At 67.4% G+C, this 22,484-nt stretch carries 10 protein-coding genes; 2 read left to right on the top strand and 8 right to left on the bottom strand.

What is annotated here, in order from left to right; all coding sequences use genetic code 11:
• Positions 1-514 precede the first annotated feature (514 nt).
• The 4 genes from ACZ7SW_RS33770 to ACZ7SW_RS33755 form a co-directional block, all read right to left on the bottom strand.
• Positions 515-1,732, bottom strand: coding sequence for a TIGR02679 family protein (locus ACZ7SW_RS33770; protein ID WP_470234461.1), 1,218 nt, complete (start codon positions 1,730-1,732; stop codon positions 515-517).
• Between the two features lie 101 nt (positions 1,733-1,833).
• Positions 1,834-6,006 carry a TIGR02680 family protein gene (locus ACZ7SW_RS33765; RefSeq protein WP_470234420.1) on the bottom strand — a complete coding sequence of 1,391 codons (4,173 nt, stop codon included), beginning with the start codon at positions 6,004-6,006 and terminating at the stop codon, positions 1,834-1,836.
• Positions 5,987-7,213, bottom strand: coding sequence for a TIGR02678 family protein (locus ACZ7SW_RS33760; RefSeq protein ID WP_470234419.1), 1,227 nt, complete (start codon positions 7,211-7,213; stop codon positions 5,987-5,989). Before ACZ7SW_RS33760 ends, ACZ7SW_RS33765 begins: the two co-directional genes overlap by 20 nt.
• Positions 7,210-8,733: a DUF2397 domain-containing protein gene (locus ACZ7SW_RS33755; RefSeq protein WP_470234418.1), complete on the bottom strand. Its 1,524-nt coding sequence runs from the start codon at positions 8,731-8,733 to the stop codon at positions 7,210-7,212. Before ACZ7SW_RS33755 ends, ACZ7SW_RS33760 begins: the two co-directional genes overlap by 4 nt.
• A gap of 379 nt (positions 8,734-9,112) precedes the next feature.
• On the opposite strand from ACZ7SW_RS33755, the gene ACZ7SW_RS33750 reads away from it, so the two are divergent.
• Complete coding sequence (locus ACZ7SW_RS33750; RefSeq protein WP_470234417.1) at positions 9,113-10,309, top strand: toll/interleukin-1 receptor domain-containing protein; 1,197 nt, start codon at positions 9,113-9,115, stop codon at positions 10,307-10,309.
• Positions 10,310-10,332: 23 nt separating this feature from the next.
• Here the strand turns inward: ACZ7SW_RS33750 and ACZ7SW_RS33745 are convergent, their stop codons facing one another.
• Genes ACZ7SW_RS33745 through ACZ7SW_RS33730 form a run of 4 tightly spaced genes read right to left on the bottom strand, consistent with a single transcriptional unit; the run spans position 10,333 to position 18,729 of the window.
• Positions 10,333-12,825 (bottom strand): RNaseH domain-containing protein, encoded by a 2,493-nt coding sequence (locus ACZ7SW_RS33745; protein WP_470234416.1) that lies wholly within the window; start codon positions 12,823-12,825, stop codon positions 10,333-10,335.
• Complete coding sequence (locus ACZ7SW_RS33740; protein WP_470234415.1) at positions 12,819-16,082, bottom strand: hypothetical protein; 3,264 nt, start codon at positions 16,080-16,082, stop codon at positions 12,819-12,821. Before ACZ7SW_RS33740 ends, ACZ7SW_RS33745 begins: the two co-directional genes overlap by 7 nt.
• Complete coding sequence (locus ACZ7SW_RS33735; protein ID WP_470234414.1) at positions 16,079-17,224, bottom strand: restriction endonuclease-related protein; 1,146 nt, start codon at positions 17,222-17,224, stop codon at positions 16,079-16,081. The genes ACZ7SW_RS33740 and ACZ7SW_RS33735 overlap by 4 nt, the downstream gene beginning before the upstream one ends.
• The gene (locus tag ACZ7SW_RS33730; protein WP_470234413.1) at positions 17,221-18,729 is read right to left on the bottom strand and encodes a PD-(D/E)XK nuclease family protein; all 1,509 of its coding nucleotides are present in this window, start codon (positions 18,727-18,729) and stop codon (positions 17,221-17,223) included. The genes ACZ7SW_RS33735 and ACZ7SW_RS33730 overlap by 4 nt, the downstream gene beginning before the upstream one ends.
• A 185-nt stretch (positions 18,730-18,914) precedes the next feature.
• On the opposite strand from ACZ7SW_RS33730, the gene ACZ7SW_RS33725 reads away from it, so the two are divergent.
• Positions 18,915-21,998, top strand: coding sequence for a DEAD/DEAH box helicase (locus ACZ7SW_RS33725; protein ID WP_470234412.1), 3,084 nt, complete (start codon positions 18,915-18,917; stop codon positions 21,996-21,998).
• The last annotated feature ends 486 nt before the right edge of the window (positions 21,999-22,484 follow it).

The raw sequence follows: 22,484 nt of genomic DNA, 5'->3' as shown, positions 1-22,484 counted from the left end.
AAGCCGCCGCCTCTTCGGAGACCGCATCGTTAACGAGCTGTGGCCAGCGACCTTCCTGAGGTGATGCACCGAAACGCCGGCATCTGCCATCCACGTCAGCCCCGTGTGCCGCAGCACGGCCGTGGCAAGACGGCCACCGACGCAGGACCTACACGTTTACTGCGAAGCCACGCCTCGACATCAGCAGGCAGCGCTGTCGATCGTCACGCGCTCCGAGAGCTGTGCGAACGGTGGCCTTTGCGATGGCCGAGATGCCAACCATTTACGCAACAAGCAGCGGACTCAGTCTCGCGCTCCCGCGGCAGTTCATCGACGGTGTGCTGGAATTCCGGCGAACAGATCCTGGAAGGACAAAATCGCCGGGTTGAAGATCTTCCCCTTCCGGATCACGAACGACTGTCGAACGGCCTCATGGTCGTTCCGCCGGAACTGTCCGGAAAGGACGGACCGCGGATGCGGCACGATGCATTGCCCACGTTGGCCTCTGCCTTTCGCGGGCAAAGCCGCCGTGACGTCAACCATCGGCATCAGCCTCCGAGACCGGCTGGCCCAAGTCGGTGAGCAGGGTGTCCATGAGAGCTTCCTCGTGCACGGCCAACTGGTGCTTCTCCATGGCTGCCGCGAGACCGGGGCTCCACGGCGTTTCCGGGACCGCACCGGTCAGGGGCAGCCGTGCGGCCGAAATCGCCGCCAGGTAATCATCGGTGCCGAACCGCCAGGGCCGGGCGCCCCGGCCGAAAAGCCGGGCGGCGATTCGGACGCCCGGGGGATCGAAGTCGCCGTGGTAGCGCACGACGGCTCCTTCCGCGACAAGCCGATCCACCACTCGCAACGCCACTGTCGCCGGGTTCCCGGAGGTGCACAGGAGCGGGCGCGGCGTACCGGCTCGAGCGGCGGCTTGCAGGATCTGGGGGTTCTCGCAGACGAACACCTCGTCGCACGGCTCAGCCCAGGCTCGGTCCGCTGCGGAATGCCACTCCTGCAGCGTCACGTGAGTGACCAGGCCGAGATCCGCGCGAGCCCGCATCACGGCGGCCCACGGGTGCGGTCCTGGCGGCCGAACTGACCATGCCAACACGGTTCCTGACACGGTATCCGGCGTGACCCCGGCCAAGGCCCACAACTCTCGCCGAGCCGCAGGGGTTCGCGGGACGGCTTCGCCGCTCGCCGCCGCGAGCGCTCGGAGGACCAGGGCCGCCACCAGCTGTCCGTCGTCCAGCGCGTGTGCGTCCGAGCATGCCCGGCTCGCCAGTTCGGCGAGTTCGAACGAAGGCGAGGCGGGGACGGCTGACGCCATCGCCTCGAAATCCCGGTCCGCCAACGGAAGAACTGCCGCGAGGACGCGCAAGACCGCGACTGTCCGGCCGATCACGGCTCCGGCTTCGTCGCCCGCCCGGCTGAGCAGCCCCGCACGCCGGACACCGTCCTGCCACTGCGCCGCCCACGGCGCGGCACCCAGGCCGGACGCCGCCAGCGCTGCTTCCCAGTTTGCCCACACATCGAGTTTCCGCTCGCGTGCAGCCCGGCTCACGGCTCTTCGGTCGACGAGGGGGCCGCCGGTCATTTCGGCGACGACAGTGACTAAGCCCTGCGCTACCACCGACGACCGCAAAGCCGCGTCGAGCTCGGGCAGTGCCACTCGCGCCCGTCCCTCGCCGACCAGCCGACCGAGCAGCCCGGACAGATCCTCTGCCGCCTGATAGTCCAGCTCGAGGGTCACCGAGCCACGCACCGCCAACTCGGTGTTCTCCAAGCGTCTGCGCAGTGCCCGCCACAACTCCCGAAATCCTGGCCGGGACAGATAGGAGTGTGCGACGGCAGGAATACCCCCGGTCACGGGTGGCCCGCCGAACGGAGGTAGTGCCGGGTGCGGCCGTCCCAATGCACATGCGTGGCGACGGCCGCTGTCCCCTCCGCACGGCGGATCTCGTAGACGTCCACGCTGGGCACCTGCGGATAGGCTCCCCACAGCGCGTGCCCCGTCATACAGAAATCGACGTCCATCCGGACCAGCAGTCCCATCAGCTCCCCGATGGTGCGGTCGTCGACCTTGGCAAACGCGTCGTCCAGCAGGATGAGCCGCAGTGCCCGGCCGGTATCGGGCAGCCCGGACAGGTACGCGTCGGCAGCCGCGAACAGCGCGAGATAGGAAACGAAGCGAGTCTCGCCTTGAGAAAGCTTTGCCCGCCGGCTGATCTTGCGGACCTGGCCCGCCGCCGGGCCGAGGATGGACACCTCCACGCGGTGCCACTGCCGGTAATCCAGCGCGACGCGGAGATGCTCGCTGTAGCCGACCGCTTCGTCGTCCTTGAACCTCTCGTCGACCCGGTCCTTGAGCAGCCGGATCAGCTCACCCGTGTGTTCCTCCGGCCGCACCGCGGCGCTTTCGGCGACCAGTTCCCGGATCCGCCCGATCGGACTGTCCTGAGGCTCAACCAGTTCCCACCGGAGTTTGACGCCGATGCCGTGACTCGTCCGGATATCGCGCAGGCTTGCGTCCATGGCCTTGACCAGCCCCGCCGCCTGCCCCAGCCGTCGACGCAGCTCCTCACCGACACCGCCGATGACGAAGTCGGTGAAGACCCGGTGTTCCCGGTCTGTCAGCGCCTCGGAGGCACGGCCCGACTGCTCGCGCAACCGGACGGCAGCGACCGCGACCGGCTGACGGCCGGTGGCGTCAGTGAGGTTGATCAGCCACAGACCGTCCTGGCTGTCCGAGGCAAGATCGAACATGTTGGACAGATCCCCCACGGTGGCCTGCACCGCACGCATCAATGCGGACTCGCCGACCTGCTGTCCCCGGACGTCGACGCGCTGCCGAATCGCCGCCGCTGCTTTGTCGACCTCCTCGGCGGTTGTGGACGGCGAGTCGCACAACCCGGTCAGCTCCTGCACCGCGCCGGACGCCGCCGCCTCGGCCACCCCGGGCAGTTTCACCCGGCGGCACAGCAGGTCCCAGGCTCCGGACATGTCCCCCAGCGCTGTCCGAGCCTTCTGCCCCGCCTCGCGGGCTTTCGCCTGCGCGACACCGATTTCCTTGCCGAGATCGCGCTCACGGCGATCGAGCCTAGTGGTTTCTCTCCGGGCCCCGGAATGCTCCTCTTCGGCAAGCCGGAGACGTTCTCGAACCTCTTCGGCTTCCGCCCCCAGCGCTTCGGTCAAAGTGTCGAACTTCCTGCTCTCCTCCGACCAGTCGCGCCACGAGTCACCGGCAGTCGACTCAGCGTCACAGCGCTCGTCAACCGCAGTCGCGAGGCCGGTGTTCTCCGCCTCATGCTTCTTTCGGCTGTCCTGCATTGAGTCGAGAAGCCTCGCCAGCTCTGCGCAGGCGCGTCCGGCTTCGTTCGCCGCCATTACGACGAAGCCCAGTGCGTTCACCTCGGCGGGAAGCCCCAGCCTCGCGCATTGCTCCCCGTGCGCACGCCGATCGGCAACCAGTTCCGCACGCTGCCCCTCTGCCTTCGCCGAAGCTTTGGCAGCCTCTCGCTCGGATCTTGCGGCCTCGCCCGCCGCGGAAACGGCAGTAGCCCGGGCAACTAGGAGAACGGCCGTCCTCGGCGCGGAACCCGCATGCTGGCTCAGCTCTTGATCGGCGGCATTGAGGCGCGCACGTTCACCGGCTCGGTCACTGTCTCGATCATCGAGGTCGGCCAGTTCTCGCCCGATGGTGTCGAGCCGCTCCGCACGGGACGTCGCGCGCGCGGCAGCACCGATGAAACGAGCCGTGCGGGTGTGGTGTTTCCCTTGCAACGGCCCGTTGACCCACCGACCGTCCGTATCGACCCACGTACCGTGTCCTGGACCGAAACCGACCCTGGCCAGCACTGCTGTCACGACGGCTTCCGGAAACGCCCCGTCCGGATCCCAGCGAAGAACCTCGGTCAGCGCGTGTGAAGCCAGCGGCGCTCCGGTAGTCAGCAACACCTGTCCATCGTCGGCCAGCAGGGATCCGTCCTCGGTCAACCTGGCCGACAGCAACCCGGCAGCCAGCAAGGCCGCTTCGAGCCCAGCCCGCTGCGCCGCCCCGAGATCCGCGGCAAACTCCACCATGCGCCAGAACGGTTCAGAGCCAGCCGGGCCAGCTTGTGCCCATGGCGCCGCGGGCGGCTCAGGATCCCGCTCCGCACGCAGATCCTTCTGCTCGGCCAGCAGCCGCTGGCGCACCTGGTCATCCGCCCTCTGAGCTTGCCGTACCTCCGCGCGGTCGTCGGCGATGGCCAAACGCGCCGGCCCGGCGGCCTCGGAAGCGACGTCGTCCAGCGTACTGACGTCGCGGCCCGGACCGATCAAAGTGTCAGCGTCCAGCAGCAGGTCCCCGACCGCCGTCCGGGCCCAGTCCACGTCGCCCAGAACAGCACGCGTGCGTGCGTCGGACGTCCATCGGCGCCACTTCGCGGCCAACTCCCGGGTCGCGTTGTCGCGCTCGTCTGCCGCTTCTGCGGCACGCTCAGCGTCCTCCTCCGCGCGAAGGCCGAGTGCCTCCGCGTGTTCCTCGGTCCGCCGTAGATCCTCGGCTGCGTGGTCGAGGGCCACGGCCCGGGTCTGCCCGTTGAGAGCCTCACCGGCACGCCTGCCGGCAGTCTGCCCAGCGTCGCGCACGACCGTCGCCGCCGCGGCGAAAGCGGCCGGAGTCAACGCGACCGGAAACGGACTCGGCCGCCGCACTGATTGCGCGGCTTCCTTGAGCGTCAGCTGAACATGCTCACGGACATCGGCGCGCTCGCCGATTTCTGCGGCGATTCCCGTCGGCAAGGACGCACTCGGCACGCCTGCCTCCGCGAAGTGATCGCGAACCGCGCGGAGGACGCGGTTCGCCTGGGCCGCCGTGCGATGGATCTCCTGGACGAGTCGGTCCATCCGTGCGACCACGCGAGTTTCCTCAGCCCGCTTTCCTTCGGCGGCTTTGAGATCGCTGGCGGCAGCGCGTCCCAATGCCTCGACGCGTTTCGCAAGGTTCTCGATGTCCAGCCCCGCTTGATAGGCAGGCAGCTGCTTTAGGCCGTCGATGGTCGAACGCAGCGTGCTTTCGCGGTCTCGCGTGTCCCGCAGCTCCCGTTCGATCCGCTCGTGTTCGTTGTGCAGCCCGGCGCACTCGGCTCTGGCTCGTTCTTCCTCCAAGGCGAGCTTCGCGGCCTCCCCCGCTGCGGATCGGGCGTCGTCCGCCGACTCGCTCAGCACCCGGGCGACGTAACGCCGATAGACGTCCAGGAAGCCGTCGAGCTGTTCGACAGCGTTGACCAGCCTTTGCTGTTCGTCGCGCGCATCGGACAGCGAGTCGAGCCGCTCACCGGCCTCCCGAAGCGTCGCCTCCGACAGAGGAGGCAAGGCGTCGGAGAGGATCTTCGGCAGATTCCCTTCGTCGATCCGGTTGCCGACGTCGGGAGCTCGGAGAGTGTGCAAGAGCTGGAGAAGCCCGGCGAACCGCTCCTTGCCACTCGTGCCGGCGAGTCCGAACACCAGCGCGGCGACCGTCTCCCGGTGATTTTCGGGCCGATCGGTAATGCGGTCGGCCCCGATCAGCTGTCCCAGCTGCTCCCGTGCCAGCGGCTGCCGACCGTCATCCATCAGGTGCAGGTCGACACCGACCCGCAGCGGGGTGGTGAAGTACCAGGCCTTGGCCTCTCCGGTACTGGCCGAAAACCGCACCAGCGCACCGATCGTCAGATACTCGTCGCCTTGGCGGCCGAGTTCGAGCCACAGATAGCCCAACCGGTTCACCTGGCCTTGCGCGCCGTGCCGCATCAGATCCTCGAGCCGGACCTTCCCGGACCCAGTCGCATCCATCTTGCGGCGGTCCGCGTCCAGCAAGAACGGCAGCAGCATCTCCAGCGCGCGGCTCTTGCCGGAGCCGTTGGTGCCGCGCAGGATCATCCGGCCGCCGGCGAATCGGAACAGGGTGTCGTAGTAGTTCCAGACGTTGACGATGCCCGCTTTGGTCAAGCCCCACCGGCCAGGATGATGCTTCGGCGGCGCTGGTTCCAATGTCTCAGGGCCTACGTCTGTCATGACTTCCCCTCTTCTCCGGGAACAACGTGTCGGTGTCGCCGTCGTCGAGTCTGCGCATCGCGCGGGTGCGCGCCGGAGCGCGATGCGGCTCCGGCCGATAGCGGGCCGCCGCCGGATGCAGTACGAGACCCTTCTCGGAGGGAACGGCCAAGCTCAGGGATTCAAGCAACCGGGCCGCTTCGCTCCTCAACGCAGCGAGATCCTCCGTGTAGCAGCTGCCGAAAGACCTCCCGTATTGCTCCACAAGCAGTTCGATGTTGGCGTCGACCAGCGACCACGGAGCAAGGACGCCGGGCACGGTCCGGCCCCCGAGAACCACGGTGCCCGTAGCCGTCGCGTCGAGGTCGTCCACCAGCGCGTTGATCAGCAGCAGCGCCACGTGAGCGATCGTGCCCGTGCCCGGAAACGCGACGTCGCTGAGCTTCTCGTCGACGTCATACGCGAGCACGCCTTCGGCCCGTGCTTCGACTGTCAGACCGAACGAATCTTCGAGCATCCTGGTCAGTTCGCGACGCTCACGAGAGAGCACGTCGCGTTCGGCTTCGGTGAGATCTTCCCGCCGTATCAACGGATTCTCGACCAGCTTCCGCCGAAGGCCCCGGCGCGGCTGCTCCGGCTCGGCCGATTCGCCGAGGTCATTCACCGAACGGGACAGCAGGTGCGGCAGGAGCGGCCGGTGGACATCCAGCAGGGCCTCGTCCTGCCTGGACTCCCAGCCCGAGACCGAACCGTCGGTTTCGGCGAGCACTCCCCAGTCGATGAGCAGGGTGATCGCTCGCACGAGCTCACGGAGTTCCGTCGCGGTGTCTTCGACTGCCACCCCCGCGGACACCGCGTCCGCGCGGACCTGTTCCACCAGAGCGCTCATCAGGATCTGGTCCGCCGTGGTCGACGCGAGCAAGCTCGCACAGACCAGCGCCAGATGCCGGTAAGTCCGCGGGGTGAACGGCTTGCCGGCGCGGGTGCGCGCCGGCCGCGCCGCTGTGTCCGGACTCAATGGCGCCTTGAGCAGCCGCGCGAACGTCGGTTCGACGACGAGCTGATAGCCGAGGGTGGTGGCGAACATCCGCTTCAGCTGCGGAGCGTGTTTCCGGACCAGGATCAGCGTCTCCGGGTCGCCCGCAACCGTAAGGACAGGGCGCATCAGCAGTTTCCTGGCAGCGACACGACGGTCGTTCGCTTCGTGTTCCTGCGGCCCCCTAGTCACCCCGTTCTCCCGGCCTCGGCTGAAGACGAGTGCGTCAAGCGGCCAGCGTTCAGGGTCAGCCCATGCACCGTCGTCGTGCCGTCGCGCGCCAAGACCTCAGTGACGGCACCGGGAACCGCTCTCGCAGTGAGCTCCAGGTCGAGGTCCGTGTTCGTCTCTACGACTGGTCCGTTCAGTCCCTGGTTCTTGGCCAGCAAGGATCCGAGCATCCCCAACAGCAGATCCCGGGCCGCCGGGCTGAGCTGCGCCCCGTCGAGGGCACCCGCTGCCACGAGCTCGCCGGCGGCCAGCTGGCGCACGCGCGCGTCCCCCTCCGCTTGGCGGAGCAGCAGTTCCTCGTCCAAGCCCGGGTCCGGCACCGCGGCGCTCCTCCCGCGCATCTGCCGTTCGCCGCGGTCGCGGAGGCTCATCGGCACCTCGATCGGAGTCGCGTCCCACCAGGACGTGTTCACCCCGTCGACAGGGCTGGGTTCCTCGGGCCCGCCCAACAAGTGCCGGGCGGGGAAAGCTCCGAAGACCGCGGCGAAGAGCCGGTGCGCGTCTTCGCCTTCGCACTGGTCGAACCAGGCGGCCAGTTTGAGCAAGTCAGTACGTCTGCTGACGCCGGTTCCGGTGGCGGCCAGCATGCGCTTGGCGTTGGTGAGCAGCTGCCTCAATGCCTGATCGGCCGCCGCCCGCAGAGTTTCCGGACCGGATCGTCCGTCTCCCCCGCTGTACCAAGCGTGGAACTGTTCCCAATCCGCCCTCGTGCGCCCTGGCATCCGATCCGCGGGTGTCCCGTCCGGCATGATCAGCGTCGGCAGCCTGTCCAATATCGCCAGGATCCGGTCGAGGAAAGGCAGGATCCTGGTGCACTGCGCGGCGACCGCCGGGGCATGCCGCGAGACGTCCGCGGTGATGAGGTCGATGTACTCCAGCAGCAACTCCTTGAACCGCCGGTATTCGTCGCCGGCGAGGTCATAGCGGGACAGGACCGCGTTGAGGTAGGCGTAGAAGTCTCGGACGCTCTCGTTGAACAGACGCTGGTTGTTGAACACGGTCGTGACGTCGCCCGCCAAGGCTTCCGGGTCGGGATCGGACTCTTGCGCTCGCTCGGCAATCCGCCCGAGGACCCCTGCCGTGGCCCCGAGCAGCTCCCGCGCGACCTCCTGCGCCCCCTCGCCCGCGACCAGCACGGCTTCGGCGTCCCGATGTACTCGGCCGCCCAGTTTCGAGGCCTGGAAACGACTTCGCGAGCGCAGGAAGTCCCGGACGGTCGGCACCCGGGCATCCCGTACGCCGCGCACCAGGTTTCCCCAGCCCTGCAGGCTCTCGCAGCGCTCGGTGACCTCGTCGACCGACAGGACGATGCCGCGTGCGGCGAGCTGCTGCGCCACCTCCGTTGCGGAAAGGTCGGCCAGCAGCGGCCCGGTGAACAGGTCCATGACAGCCCGGTACTCGGCGGACAAGCTGGTCGTCAGATAGACGAACAACTTTGCCCGCCCGATCGGCTCAGCGACTTCTTCCTCACTGTTCAGCACGATCCCTCCTTGCAGAAGAGATCGTGATGAGGGCCGCCAGTGCAACGGCACGGCGCGATCTTTCCGGCAGATCTGCCGGGTTCACCGGATCGGGGGAACTATCCGGCTTCACTGCCGCGGAGACCTTCGGGCCGATGCGGCCGCTGACGCACCGCAGCAGCCAAAGCCGAGGACCACAAACGTCGCATTCTGCGGCGTCTTCCTCGCGAACACCGGGGACTTACCGCAAAGCCATGGAGCACTTCCTGATTTCTAGGCGAAAACAGGACAAGAACACGACAGTTACGCGACAGGCCACGTCGCTCCGAAACGTCACTAGGGGCGGAGATAAGTTGGGGAACCTCCAACACGCCAGTACAGCGACAGACAAGGTTCACGAGTGGACTCAACTCCGGACATCACGATCGAACTCGCGGTCGTGGACCAGGACAGCAAAAGATTCGACACCGCGCCCAGTCCGATCCGGACCGGAGCCGTCCGGGTGCACGGCTGGCAGGTCCACCCGGTTCGCGTTCCGCCGGGCCAGTTCGGCGGCATGGACGCCTACCTGCTCAAGCTCAACTACGAGCTGGCGACCACCCCGGACACTCCCGGCATGAACTGGTTCGAGTTCGGCGTGGAGCTGCGGACCGGCTTCGTCGTGGACGCGGTCCCGCATCACACCCAGGCGACACAGGCTTCCCTGCCGTACGTGGTGAACGAACACCTCAACCTCGTGCAGGTCGCGAACGGGGCGGTACCCGCGGTGCACCTGCCTGCGGCAGGCGAAACCATCCACGCGTTCGGGGTCGGAAGCAGCGGTGTCCGGTGGCAGCATGTGTCGTCGCCCGGAACGGGGGTGCGACCCGGGTCGCGGGCCGCGTGGCTCGTCGTCCTAACCGAGCACGGTGTCACGAACCTGGACGTCACTGCGATCGTGCGCTTCGACCTGCGGCCCGCATCGGACTGGAACGTCCTTCCCGCGCACGAACCGGCGGACTTCCGGGTCGAACTCCTTGCCGCGCCTACGCTTCGGGCCGAGCTGACGACGCAGCGCGCGGAGGGCTCGACGACGTTGCGGCCCGTCGGCCCGCGAGTGTTCATTTCGTACACGCATGACAACGAAGACCACAAGCGGTTGGTCCGAGACTTCGCGAATCTCCTCATAAACCGCGGGCTGGACGCGCGGCTCGACCAGTTCGAAGGACCTCGGCGCAAGGACTGGCACCTCTGGGCAATCGAGAACATCGACAACGCGGAGTTTGTGATCGTCATCGCGTCGCCGAAGTGCCGAGCGGTCGGCGACGGGACGATCGACCGGAACGAGCACCCCGGCATGCACTGCGAGTTCGGCATCATCCGCGACCGGCTGCAAGAGAACCGCAAGCTCTGGGAGCAAAAGCTGCTGCCCGTCGTTCTGCCCGGAGAGCTGGTAAGCAACATTCCGGTTTTTCTGCAACCCCAGGCGATGGACCGCTACCCGATCGACGAGCTGACCGAGGAGGGAGTCGCCGGCCTGCTGGCCACGATCCGCTACGGAGCCGAGGACGACAGCAGGTCGCCGACGGCGAACACCGGACACGCCCTCGTCGAATGACCGTCGGGCGAGGACGGCGGGTATCAGTCTCCGTCCTCGCCCGATACCCGGTGGTCGGGGTGATCGCGATCGGCCCGCGTCGCGAGGTGCAGCGGACCGGGCAGCAACGTCCGCCCGTCCCATCCGATCGGCTGGTCGCACAGCCGGGCGGTCAGCGCGGCGAGACCCGACGCCGCCCACGAACCTCGGCGCACGACGAGGATCTCCTTGGCCGTGTAGGAATGCCACGGCTTGCGCAGCTCTGCCCGCGCTTCCCCGGGCAACGTCCACCTCGTGTACTTCGCCCCCGCATCCCCGCCCTTCGAGGCCAGCAGAGTCGACCTCCCTGCGAAGAGCCAGGACGGCAGGCAGCTGTCCGCGAGCCGGTACACCTTCCGATCCGGTGCCGCCGGTTGTTTCGGGTCGCGCGGCATGTTGGCCTTCTCGTCCCTGGTCACCGGCCGGCCGATCTCCGCAACGCTGGTGCCCACGCGCACCACCGCGACGTCCTTTCCCTGTTCGCGCAACACGTCCCCCGGCAACGGGCCTTTGCCAAGTCTCGTGTTCGGCAGACCCGGCCAGATCTTGCGGGCGGATGATCCGTCCACGAACAGCACCACCGGGGTGTCGGCGAGCTCGTCGGCGACGAGATCGCACAGCCTCCGTTCGATTTCCCCGCGCGTCCGTTCCGCCTTCTCCTTGGACCGGCCCAACCACGCGGTGCCGATCGACGCCGAGTGGAACCGCGCGATCGCCTCTGCCGTCCGGCACCAGGATCCGTCCCTGTCGCTGTACATCAGAACGCGCCAGGATTCGAGGTCGCCGGGATCGACATGAAGCGCAGTCATCGTCACCACCAGGGGGCCGCTGCCGCGCTCTGCCTGCTGCGCCCGCACATGCACACCCACCAGCAGGACCGGACGGTCGACGGGGCTGGGCAGGCTCGGGTCTGAGATCGCCTCGAGCAGCCTCCCGTCGAGCACTCCAGCCGCCCTGAGCAGGTCGCGCAGGGCCGCCCGCGCGGCATGCTTGCGTTGCTCGGGCGTTCGAGGCTCGGCGTGCTCGGGCAGGTGCGGCGGTTCGGTGGCCAGGAACTGGCTGGGAATCCCGCAATGGCCCAAGAGCCTGCGCAGGTGCGGCTTCGCGTCGCGGTCGAGTTCGACCTCCGGGTGGTACTCGGTTTCCAGCCAGGCGACGACGAGATGATCCGGCCCGTCGCTGCGGGGGATGCCGTCAAGCAGGGCCGCCCGGTTCAATGTGCTGTGGTCCAGCAGCTCCGGGCAGTGGCACGCCGCGACGTCCAGCCGCTCGTTCACCACAGCAGGCAGCTCCCCCGGCTGCGGGGTGGCGGCGACGCCGGTCAGTTCCTTGATTTCGGCGAGCATCCGCTGCCTGGCTTCGGTCGTCCGGTACACGCACGCGATCGTGACGCGTTTGTACCCGCTCGGTCCGATACCCGCTACAGGCAGACCGCCCTTCGGGTACTTCCGGACCCTCTCCGCCAGCTTGATCGTCGTGTCGACCGGGTACCGCAAAGGCACCAGCTGCGGCAGCACGGCAGTGATGTGCTCGTGCAACCGCATCAGCAAACGCGGGCCAGGGCCGCTGCCCAACGTGTGGAAGCGGCTCCGCCAGAGCTGCGGCCGGATCGCGCCTGGCCGGTCTGGCAGTTCCTCCGGGATATCCAGCGGATCGAGTCCGCACGCCTCGTAGATCGTCGCTGTCGCGGGATGCAGCGTCACCTTGCGGATGTTCGTTTCCTTGTCCAGCGAGTACTTCATCGGCAGGTGCAGGATCGGCATGCCGGCACCGGCTGGCTCGATCCACACGTTGTTCGACCAACTGCCTTTCGGGGAGATCCGCGACAAGTGCGCGTCGAAGCACAGCACAGGATCTCCGACCCCAGCCCTGGTGACCAGGCTGGCGCTCACCCGCAGCATGCTGAACGCGGATCCCTTGCTGCTGGCGATGAGATCGTCGTCCTTCCATGCGATCAGCGAACCGCTGGTGTCCATCCGCAGAGTGAGAGCCGCACGTCCGTCGATCTCCAAGGGGCGCTCTGCAAGAGTCCGCATGATCCGCCACATTCCGGTGCGGAACACCCAGTTGGGCGCCTCCGGAACCTCGCCTTCACGGAGCCTGATGAACTCCGAGAACGGGCGAGCCCTCTCGGGTTCCGGCAGCAGCGGGGCAAGCGTCGACACGTCGGCGCCGCCGCGGACGTGGCGCTCCCAGGCATTGGTAGCGATCCGCAGCCGGTAGTCCATCGCGGTGCCGTCAGTGAGCAGCAGCATGCGTTTCCCGTTTGCACGCTCGGTTTCATCGAGGTCATAGACCCCGAACAAGGTCACCGGGCGACCGGTAGCGGAGCTGAGACCGCGGGTCAGGCTCGCGTACGGAGGCCCCCACGCACCGTCGGCGCGCGGCAGGCTCTCCCATGCCTTGAGATACTCCTCTGTGAGCGGATACGCGGTCACCGCGCCGAACACTTCGTTCAGGCAAGCCGCCGGCACCCGGTAAGCAAGGCTGATCAGCATGACGCTGCTCCCGTCGCCGACGCGTCCGCAAACTCGAGGAAAGCGCGCAGTGTCTGGCCGTAGTACTGCTCCATCGCGCCGAGTTCTCCGCTGGACCGCCACTCGTCGCGCAGACCGGTGATCAACGAGGCGAAGCTCGTGCCGGCGGAACCGTCGGTGAACGCACCGTCCACGAGGTGCAGCACGGCGGAGGTCCCGCCTCGCCGTGCCCGCCCGATGAGCTGAACGGCACCGACGATGATCTCGGCAGCCACGCCGAGCTTGACCTCCCGCGGCTGGCTCCGGAAGTAAGGCGGTCTGCGCACGATCTGCTCGAAATAGGTCCCTGCGGTTCTGCGCCGCTCCTCCAGCAGTCTGAGCGGGTCGCCGGCCGGGCCGCGATGGCAGGCGAGCGCTCTGGCCTGGATATGCGCAAGCAGTTCGGCCGGCTCGTCGATGAGCGGAATGGGCCGGACCAGCAACCACACGGAGCCGAGCGCGGAACGGTCGCCGGCGCCGATGATGTTCACACCGCGCTGCACCCGGGCCAGCGGAGCGATCAAGATGTCGGCGCCGTCGATGCCCGGGAAGTTCTCCAGCCGGTCGGCGGGCAGCTCCCACCACTGTCCTTTCTGGACGGCGGAACCCGTGTCCTCGTCCGCGCGCGGCCGCCTCGCCAAGCAGACGCGGGAGGCCGGCACGCCCGCGGCGGCAAGCCCCTCCGCGACCTGCCTGGCTCCGTCGTAGGACGTGGTGGCCAGCAGAACTCTGGCGCGATCGGAGTCCTTTTCGGCCAGGTCGCGCAACTCGTCGTCCAGCCTCGGCCACAGCAACGTGGCCATCTTCCTGAGGGCGTCCGCGCGGTCCTGCCCGTCCAATCCGGACACCTTCAGCACGCGGCCGTCTTTCTCAGTGACCTGTTCCGCTTTGACGGTCACCTTTTTGTCGTCGTTGCCGCCGTCCGCCACCCACCACTTGGGCTCGATGTGCAGGTGACTGTGGGGAGCGTGCGGGAAATACGACGTGGCGGACATGCCCAGCACGATCCGCCTGGTTCCTGCGTGCGCAAGTGCCGTTATGTCGCCGAGGCTGATCGCGTAGAAGTGCGGGTCGCCGCCGAACGCGGCAGTGGACAGCTGCGCGGGCTCGCCGCCGCTGTCGTCGTAGTACTCGGTGAACGCGAACACGAGGCGGCCCAGCGGTCCTGTCGGCATGACCCGCCACCTGCCGTAGGTCCCGAGTGCATCGGCGATGTCCTGGGCCGACTCGACCCCGATGTCGACGAGCTGCGCGTTATTCGCCATCAGGCTGTGCAACGACCAGCGGATGCGCTCGAGAATCGTCCTGCGCAGCACTCGGTTCGCGACGAGTGCCTGATCGTCCTCGGCGACTTGGTCGAAAAACTCGGCCAGCTTCGCCCACGCGCCGGCAATGGCCTGTCCGCCGAGGCCGTTGGTCACGACCTCTCGCAACTGGTCGCGCATCTCCTGGCATTTCGCCGGATCCCCTGGTTCCGGCCCCGGCTGGTCCGGGAACACGGATCGGTACAACCGCATCTGCTCGTCGGAGGGGTCCGTGTCCTCCGGCTGCCCGAACAACTGGTTGGCAAGCCAGTTGTCCCAGCGCTGAGGCACGATCCACTGCCTGCCTGGCCCACGCGGCCGCCGCTTGGGCTTCTTGCTTCTGCCCGCGGCGCCGAGACGTTCGTACCGCAGATGGCTGACATAAGTCTCCGCGAGGTACCGCAGCACGAAGTACGCGTCGCGGACGCTGGCGTCGATCTCGTCGCTGAGCATTCCGAACGCGGCACCGAAGTCCTGGTCCAGCCTGCGCAACGGTGTGTTGGTCCGCCCGCCGCGGTCGAGTACGAGGCCGCGGCCGGACTGCTCGATCATCGACCGCTGGAACGTGTCGATCTCGTCGATGACGACGACCTGGCACCGTCTCAGCAACAGCTCCTCTACGGTGAGCCTGTCGTTGCGGCCCAGACCGTCGTCGACCGGGGTCTGAAGCATGCCGAGCTGGAGATTCGCGTGCGAGGTCACGATCACGTCGGCAGCACAGGCCTCCCGCGCTGCGCGGTAACGGCCGCAGGTCGTCCGCCACGGACACGACACCGTCTTGTCCCGGCGATTCGGCATCGGCTGACGCAATGTCGCACACGGTTCACGACCGGGAACCCAGGCGTCGACGGACTTCTCATTCGAAGCGACCGCTGCGAGCGCACAGCCGTATCCGAACCGTGCCCAGACCCAGTCGGCAGACGGGCCGCTGTCCGACGCACGTGCCGCCGCCGTTTCGGCTACCTTCAACAACGATCGCGGTGAGACCAGGGGAACCACCGAAGCAGTCTCGTTGCCGAGCGCCTTGAGCGCCCCACCGATCTGATACGTGGCCTTCACGACGTCTGCGTTGGTCGGCACCACGAACGCGACTGGGATTCGTTCCGCTGCGGCCCAGCAGGCGAAGCTCTCGATCAGCACGACGGATTTGCCGAAGCCGGTGTAGGCGAGCAACGCGTTCAGTTCGCCTGCCCCCAGGTCGAGCTGCTCGATCTCGCCGCCCGCGCGGTTGCGCACCTCCTGCTTGAACCGCCGGACCGAGATGGCTCGATAACCACCGGAGTCGACGCCGTCCACCAGCTTGTCGAGGCGGGTAGCGATGTCCTCAAGTTCGGCGAACGGCACGACGACGGTCGCGCGCGGAGGCGCGTCAACGATCTTGGGGAGGGGACGAGCGGGCTCCTCGTGATGAGCTTCGATGCGGTAGCGGAAGTCGACGTACGTCTGGTCGGTACCGTCGACGCCGAGGATCCGCGTGGTCGTCGTGTAGGTGCCTCGGGTGGCGGGAGGAAGCGGATTCCGGTTCGCCACGTACAGCTGGTCCAGCTCGGTCAGTGCCTGGTCCACGAAGGACGTCAGCGGCATGCCGGGGTCAACGGTGATGCGCGGGTTTTTCATGTCGGCGTAGTCGTCGGCTGGCACGCACCCGGGAATCTCGCCGCGCAGAAGCAGTTCGTCGAGCACTCGTTGGGCCATGTCGGCGTTGGCGAGCTGGTTGGGACGCCTGCGCAACAGCCTCGCGAACCTCCTCGCATCTGTTTCGGACAGCCGCAGCGGCCACCGGTCCCAGTCGGTGATGTGCCCGTCCAGCACGTACAGCGTGTGGTCCCGCGTGGTCGTCACCGGACCGCCGTCGGCATCCTCGGGAAAGTGCCTGGCAGCCAGGCCGATCGCGGCCGCGACGATGCGGGGCAGCACCTTGCCCTTCTCCGTCATCGGGTTTTCCTTACCTCGGCGCGGACCTGCGTCAGGAACCTCGTCTCGGTGGTGATGGCCAGTCCTCTCAACGCGTCGGTCAACGGCTCCCGCTGCCACTCGCAGGACTTCGGCAGCAGGACGCGGGCGCTCGGCGGCTTCGCCCGCAAACGGTCGATGAGCGAGCTGAGGGACAGGCATTCCTTGACGTCGACCGCGAACTCGGAAGAGCCAGCCGCGACGAGCATGTCGAACCGGTCGCGAAGCGGCCACAACATCACTTTGGCTCCTGCGCTCTTCGCGGCCGCCTCGATCCGCAGCTCGCTCACGCCCGGGACGACTACGAAGCGCCACACGCCCGGGTCGACGCACTTCGCACCCTCAGCTGCCTGAGCGACCGGCTTGGGCAGGCGCGGTCCCTCATCCCGACGCCGCAGCGTTGGCCTGATACCAGGCAGCAGCCCGTAGACAGCGCTGTGCGGCCGATACCGGCACCGCACCGTGCCGGTCGCGGAGATCGCCATCGGCCACTTGCAGTCCGGACACGGCCACCACCAGCCGCGACCGTCAGTTCCCCGATGGACCTGCTCTTCCGGGATGTCTTGGTAGCCGCCTGGTGCCAGACGGACGCCACCTGGGCGCTTCTCGACCAGCTCCTGCTCGCCGCCAGCCGGATGCTGGACCAGAAACTTCCGGGAGGCTTCGTACTCCTCTTGCTTCGTAGTGGCGATCATCGCCGTGAACACTCGCTGCCGGATCTGGTCGGAGTGCATTGTCACCCACGTCGGCAGCCACGATGGCGCCTCGGCGGAGTCCTTCAACGGCACCACATGCTCGCACACGAGGTCATAGGCGTTCTCCGTGAGCTGGCCTCCTTCGTCGAGAAAGGTCACAGCGGCCAGTTCATCCGCCCGGCACCGGGCTTCCGCCAGCAGGCCTCCGAGCGGCCTGCGGAGGCGTTCGACCAGTTCCGCGGGCGTGGCCGGCCCCCGGCCCGGCCCGTGCACCTCCATCACGACGCCGGTCATCCGGGCGATCTCGCGCATCGCCGCGTTCCGGTGCTCGTCGCGCACCGACCAGGCGTAAGCGGCCCGCAAGGCCGCAGCGACCAGCCGCTGCCAGGGCTCATCCGTGTAGTGCTGTCCCAGTATGTTCTCGCTCATGCCTTGCGCTCAGGGCACCATTGGGCGAAGGGACACGTTTTGCACACCTTGCCAGGATTCGCGGTGAGCGCGACGGCGGAGTGCCAGTCCTCGACGCGCACCGTGACTACCCGTTTCGCCGCTGCGACGAGTTCAGGATCGTCGACGTTCAGCTCCGCCACGACAGGACCGGTTCCGCTCAACCTCTCCAGCTCGACGCGCACCCGTTCACCCGGCCGCAGCCCGTCTTCCGCAGAGAGGACGACAGCGAGGGCCAGTTGGGGAAATCGGGTCAGCAGGTCGCTCTCGTCCAACGTCGAGACCGTCTTCGTCTCGCGAACCGCCCAGGAGCCGCCGGCGCGGTAGAACAGATCGGTTTTCGCCACCACTACGACGTTCGCATGCGGGTCGAACACCGCGATCGCCCGTTCGGGATACGCCTCGGCGGACGCACCGAGCGCACAGGTGAGCGCATGATCGGCGATCATCTGCGCACCAAGTCTCGCCTGCTGCCCAGTGACCGACCAGCCTCCGGCCGACCAGTCGTCCGATGTGGACGGAACTTCCTCCGGGCCGCACCCGCGCACCGGCGTTCGCCGGTGCTGGTCTTCCAGCCACGCGTGGACAGCCTGACCGCGCCGTGTGTAGTCGCTGTCCTCGGCCGCCCGTTCGCGCGGCAGGAACATCCGTTCCGCGACCAGGCGAGCGGGACACTCATCGAAGGACCGTCCCGACGACAGCGACCAGGAACGCCGAGGCAGCCCGGCGCCGTCCACTCCGAGCAGGCCGGGCCGGACTGGTACCGCCGGGCACAGTCCGACCAGGTCGCACTCTCCGCAGTCATTGCCGGGCAGGTAGCCGGATCCTGCGGCAGCGGCGAACACCGCAGGTTCCGCGTGCTGTTTGTACTTGTCGTTGACTTCCTGTGCCCTGTGGTCGAAAAGGACGTTCCAGGTGCCGTCCGAGCATCCGATCTCCACGACCCGGACTCGCGACGGCCGCGCGACCGACCGCAGCACTAGCGGGCTTCTCACCCACGTGGTGCTCAGCACGATACTGGCGTTCGCGACCACTCCGGCTGCCAGAGCGATCTCCGGCTCGTCGCGCTCACGGCCCCGCACCGACCCGATGCGCAGCAGCCGCAACTCACGAACTCCTCCACCCTCGAAGCGACGTCCGGACACGACCTCCTCGTGTACGATTTCCGCACCGTCGTCGGTGGCGAAATCGCGGCGGCGTCCCCAATTTCGCGACACCGGAGCCAGCACCGCCTCGTCCGGCAGATCTCGTTCTCCCGCGATCTCCGCCGACGCGGCGAGGTAGTGCCGCACCGCCTTCTCGACCCATCCGACGAGCATCGGCGGCGGCACTCGCTCGGCATGCCGCTGCCACTGCCACAACGCCTCCTCCACCGCGAGACCGTCGTGCTCGACGAGGTCCAGCACCTTTCCCAGCGCAGTGGTCGCTCTCGCGTGCCGGACCCCCGGCACCGTGGACTCGACGCGCATCGCGGGCCGCATCCCCATCGCACGGCGCTGAGGACACGCCTGGGCACGCTGCCGCACGTCGAAGGGACGAACCCGCCACAACCGATCGTCGCCGGCCGCTCCGGCCGGTGCCTTCCATCCAACCATTCAGGAAGTTCCCCTTGAACTGTCGCTGCGGGACAACATCATTCCTGACCACCCCGGCTGAGCTATCGTACCGTCCCGTGAAAAACGAGCCGGTATTTCATGGCCTCTTCATCGGTGTGGACAACTACGAGTCGTCGGTGTTCGGACAGCTGAGGTACGCGAAGAGAGACGCGATCGCATTGCATGCGCTTTTCCTGGACACCTTCAGCGAGAACGCAACCCTAATGCTCGACGGAGACGCGACCAAGGACAAATTGACGACAGAAATCGGACACGTCCAGGCGGCGAGCACCGACCAGGACACCGTGGTGATCACGTACTCCGGGCACGGCACGCGTGACGGTTTTCTGGCCACCAGAGATGCCAGGCCAGATCGGCTCGCGGCCACCGCGCTCGGCCTCGATCAGCTGTTCGACCTGGTGCGCAGCATCAAGGCGCAGGTGGTGGTCCTTGTACTGGACTGCTGTTTCTCCGGCCACGCGGGCGCGAAGGTCCTGCGCGAGCCCGAGCACGGGGACACCACGCGCGGGGCAGGCACCGCGTTCGAGTCAGTCACCGGGGACGGGATTCTGGTCATCGCGGCGGCCGAAGCCGACCAGGAGGCGCGCGAGAGCGGCGAGTTCCGGCATGGCCTGCTCACCCACTACCTCCTGGAGGGCTTGCGCGGACATCCGGCAGTCCGCGACGGCGACCGCGTTTCCCTTCTCAAACTGGCCGACTACGTCTCGGGCAAGCTCCGCATGCACCCGCCCAAACCGGGCAGCGCGCAGCAGACCCCCGTGGTCACCGGCAGGTTGACACACACCTCCCTGCCGATCCTCATTCCTGGCGAGAATTTCCACGCTGCCGGGGAGGAAACCGCTCTCCGGCGCGCCACCCCGGCCTTCTCTTCCCTGACCGGCCTGGGCATTCCCGGGCACGTAGTCACCGCATGGAAGGAGCGTTACTCGCGCCTGAACGACCTCCAGCTCCAGGCTGTCAACGACGGCGGAGTCCTCCGCGGCGGCAACGTGCTAGTCAGCGCGCCGACCTCGGCGGGCAAGACGCTGGTCGGCGAACTCGCCGCGATCCGCGCCGTCGCGAACGGCGGCCGCGCGGTGTTCCTGCTTTCCACCCGCGCATTGGTGAACGAGCAGTTCGACCGTTTCCAAGAGACCTACTCCTCAGCCGGTATTCGCGTCGTCCGAGTCACCGGCGAACTGCGCGACCAGACCAGGGCGTTCGTCCGGGGGGATTTCGACATCGCGATCCTCACCTACGAGAAGTACATCGGCATTCTCGCTGCCAGGCCGGAACTGCTCGCCAAAGCGAACGTGCTCGTCATCGACGAGATCCAGACTCTCGCACTGCCCGACCGCGGTCCCGCCCTGGAACTTCTGCTGTCCTGGATCAGGCTCCGGCGTCTCACCGAGCCGGTGCCTCAGATCGTCGGATTGTCCGCAGTGCTCGGGGAGCCCGAGGAACTCGCGCACTGGCTCGGTGCGGAACTTATCGCTACTACGCACCGCGACGTCCCGCTTCTGGAAGGCGTAGTCACCGAGGACGGCAAGTACCGCTATCTGGACGACGAACAACGAGAACAGGTCGCCTCCCTGACTGTCGAAGGCGAGGACGACGCCCTGTCGGCAAGGGTCGTGCGTTCGCTCGTCGATGCGGGCGACCAGGTCATCGTTTTCATGCCCACCCGACGTGAGGCCATCCAGTTCGCCAAGGAACTCGCAGGCGAACTCGGTCGCCCCGCCGCTGCCGCCGCGATCGCCGCGCTGAGCGGACGAGGCCACGGCCGACTCGTCGAAGAACTCCTGCGGTGCTTGAAAGGCGGTGTCGCCTTTCACATCTCGGATCTCGGAGAAGACGCACGGCGGACGATCGAGCGGACGTTCCGCGTCCGTGACAGCGAGATCCGCATCATCGTCGCGACCACGACACTGTCGCAGGGGCTGAACCTCGCCGCGGACTCCATCGTGATCCACCGTCTCCTGCACCCCGGCGAACCGGAGCGGCCGTACACCGTGGCGGAGTACCGAAATATGGCCGGGCGCGCAGGACGTACCGGTGTCGCTCCTCGGGGCCGAGCAGTCGTCATTGCTCGCGGGCGCCTCGACGCGGACCAGATATGGAGGAACTACGTTACAGCGGATCCGGAGCCGGTGCGGTCTGCGCTGACCGGACATGACCTGCGCTCGTTGATCCTCTTCTCTTTCGCGGTGTCCGCCACGGACCGGAGCACCGTGCCTGCCACCCACGTCGACGCCTTCCTGACCTGGACGTTCGCGGCGCACCTGCACGATGTCGGGCTCTCTGCCCGCGCCTTCTCGCCGGACCAGGTCTCAGGTGCCATCGCCGACCTCATCGGCGCGGGGATGGTCAAGTCGACTGCCGACGGCTACGCGCTCACAGCACTGGGCAAGATCGCCGTCCGCAGCGGCCTCAGTGTCGACTCGATCATTAGCGTCGCCAAGGCGCTCCGTGCGGTCGATGCTTCTCAATTGAACAGGATGACTCTGATCGCCGCCGCACAGCTCACCGAGGAACTCAGCGATCTCCGCTTCACGCTGCCCGCGGGCCGCTGGCGCAAGGAATGGCAGGCCTTGCAACAGAAACTTCGGCAGCAGAACATCGCCGAACCGCTGCTCGACCAGATCATGGGCGAGTACGAACCGAAGAGCTCCGGTGCGGCACGAGCCCGCCGAAGCCTCGCCTGCTTGCGCTGGAGCCGCGGCGGCGCGCTACCGACGATCGAACGTGAACTGGTCGAACACCAGTACGTCGAAGTGACCAATGCCGGCCCGGTCGAGCAGGCCGCACGGCGGACGAGCGACGTCATCGAAGCGGTGATCGACATCGCGATGGTCGTCCACCGCGGCACCGACCTCGGCGCGCTGCCCGAGATCCTGCCCGTGCAACTCGAGCTTGGCGTTCCCGCAGGCCTGGTGCCTGTCCTGCGGCACTTGCCCATGCGCCTCGACCGGGTGACCTGTCTTGACCTCTCCCGGGACGGCTACGACACCGCCCGGGCAATACTTGACGCGGACGAACGCGATCTGCTCGGTCAGCTCGGCGACTCCGGACTCGTCGCCGCCCTGATCGCCGCTGCGGAGGAGGCCGAAAGGCACGGCAACCTGGACGAGCCGTTCGGCTTTCCTCCGCCTGTCGACTGAGCCGCCGACCTGATGGCCACGGTCGCAGGCTCCGGCAAGGAAGCTCTCGAAGATTTTCTTTGCCTGCGGAGAATCCGGCCGCCCGGGTCCTGGGGTCAGCTGGTTCCGTGCCGACGGCCTCGGTGGCCTGACACGACATGCTCCGCTCCTGAGTGGGCGCGATCGGCAACCGGTCAGGGCTCATCAGAGGCAACCGTGCCAGGCCACGGCGGAGGGGACCCCGAACCTGCTTCAGCGAGCCGCCTGGGTACCAAGCCACCCTGCCCTCGCCGTTGAAGAATCCGCCCCTTTCGGCGTCTTCGCACACGATCGTCCAGCGCACTGGCACCGACGCCACTTCCGTGGTGATGCGGATGCCGTTGAAGTTGTTCGGATCCGTCGCCACGTAGCCAAGCGTCACCGCGTTGATTTTGATGTGCGCGAGTTCCGGATCGGCGAGGTATGCGGGCGGAGTACACAAAGGACTCGTGAGGCTGCGCGAACACC

Source organism: Amycolatopsis sp. NPDC114484 (assembly GCF_055633755.1).
Note: the sequence above shows the minus strand (reverse complement) of the source record. Positions and strands in the feature narration are given on the sequence as shown.

Excerpts from the sequence above, each read along its gene's own strand:
- ACZ7SW_RS33765 (WP_470234420.1), bottom strand. The coding sequence starts at position 6,006 with ATGACAGACGTAGGCCCTGAGACATTGGAACCAGCGCCGCCGAAGCAT.
- ACZ7SW_RS33745 (WP_470234416.1), bottom strand. The coding sequence starts at position 12,825 with ATGCTGATCAGCCTTGCTTACCGGGTGCCGGCGGCTTGCCTGAACGAA.
- ACZ7SW_RS33740 (WP_470234415.1), bottom strand. The coding sequence starts at position 16,082 with ATGACGGAGAAGGGCAAGGTGCTGCCCCGCATCGTCGCGGCCGCGATC.
- ACZ7SW_RS33735 (WP_470234414.1), bottom strand. The coding sequence starts at position 17,224 with ATGAGCGAGAACATACTGGGACAGCACTACACGGATGAGCCCTGGCAG.
- ACZ7SW_RS33730 (WP_470234413.1), bottom strand. The coding sequence starts at position 18,729 with ATGGGGATGCGGCCCGCGATGCGCGTCGAGTCCACGGTGCCGGGGGTC.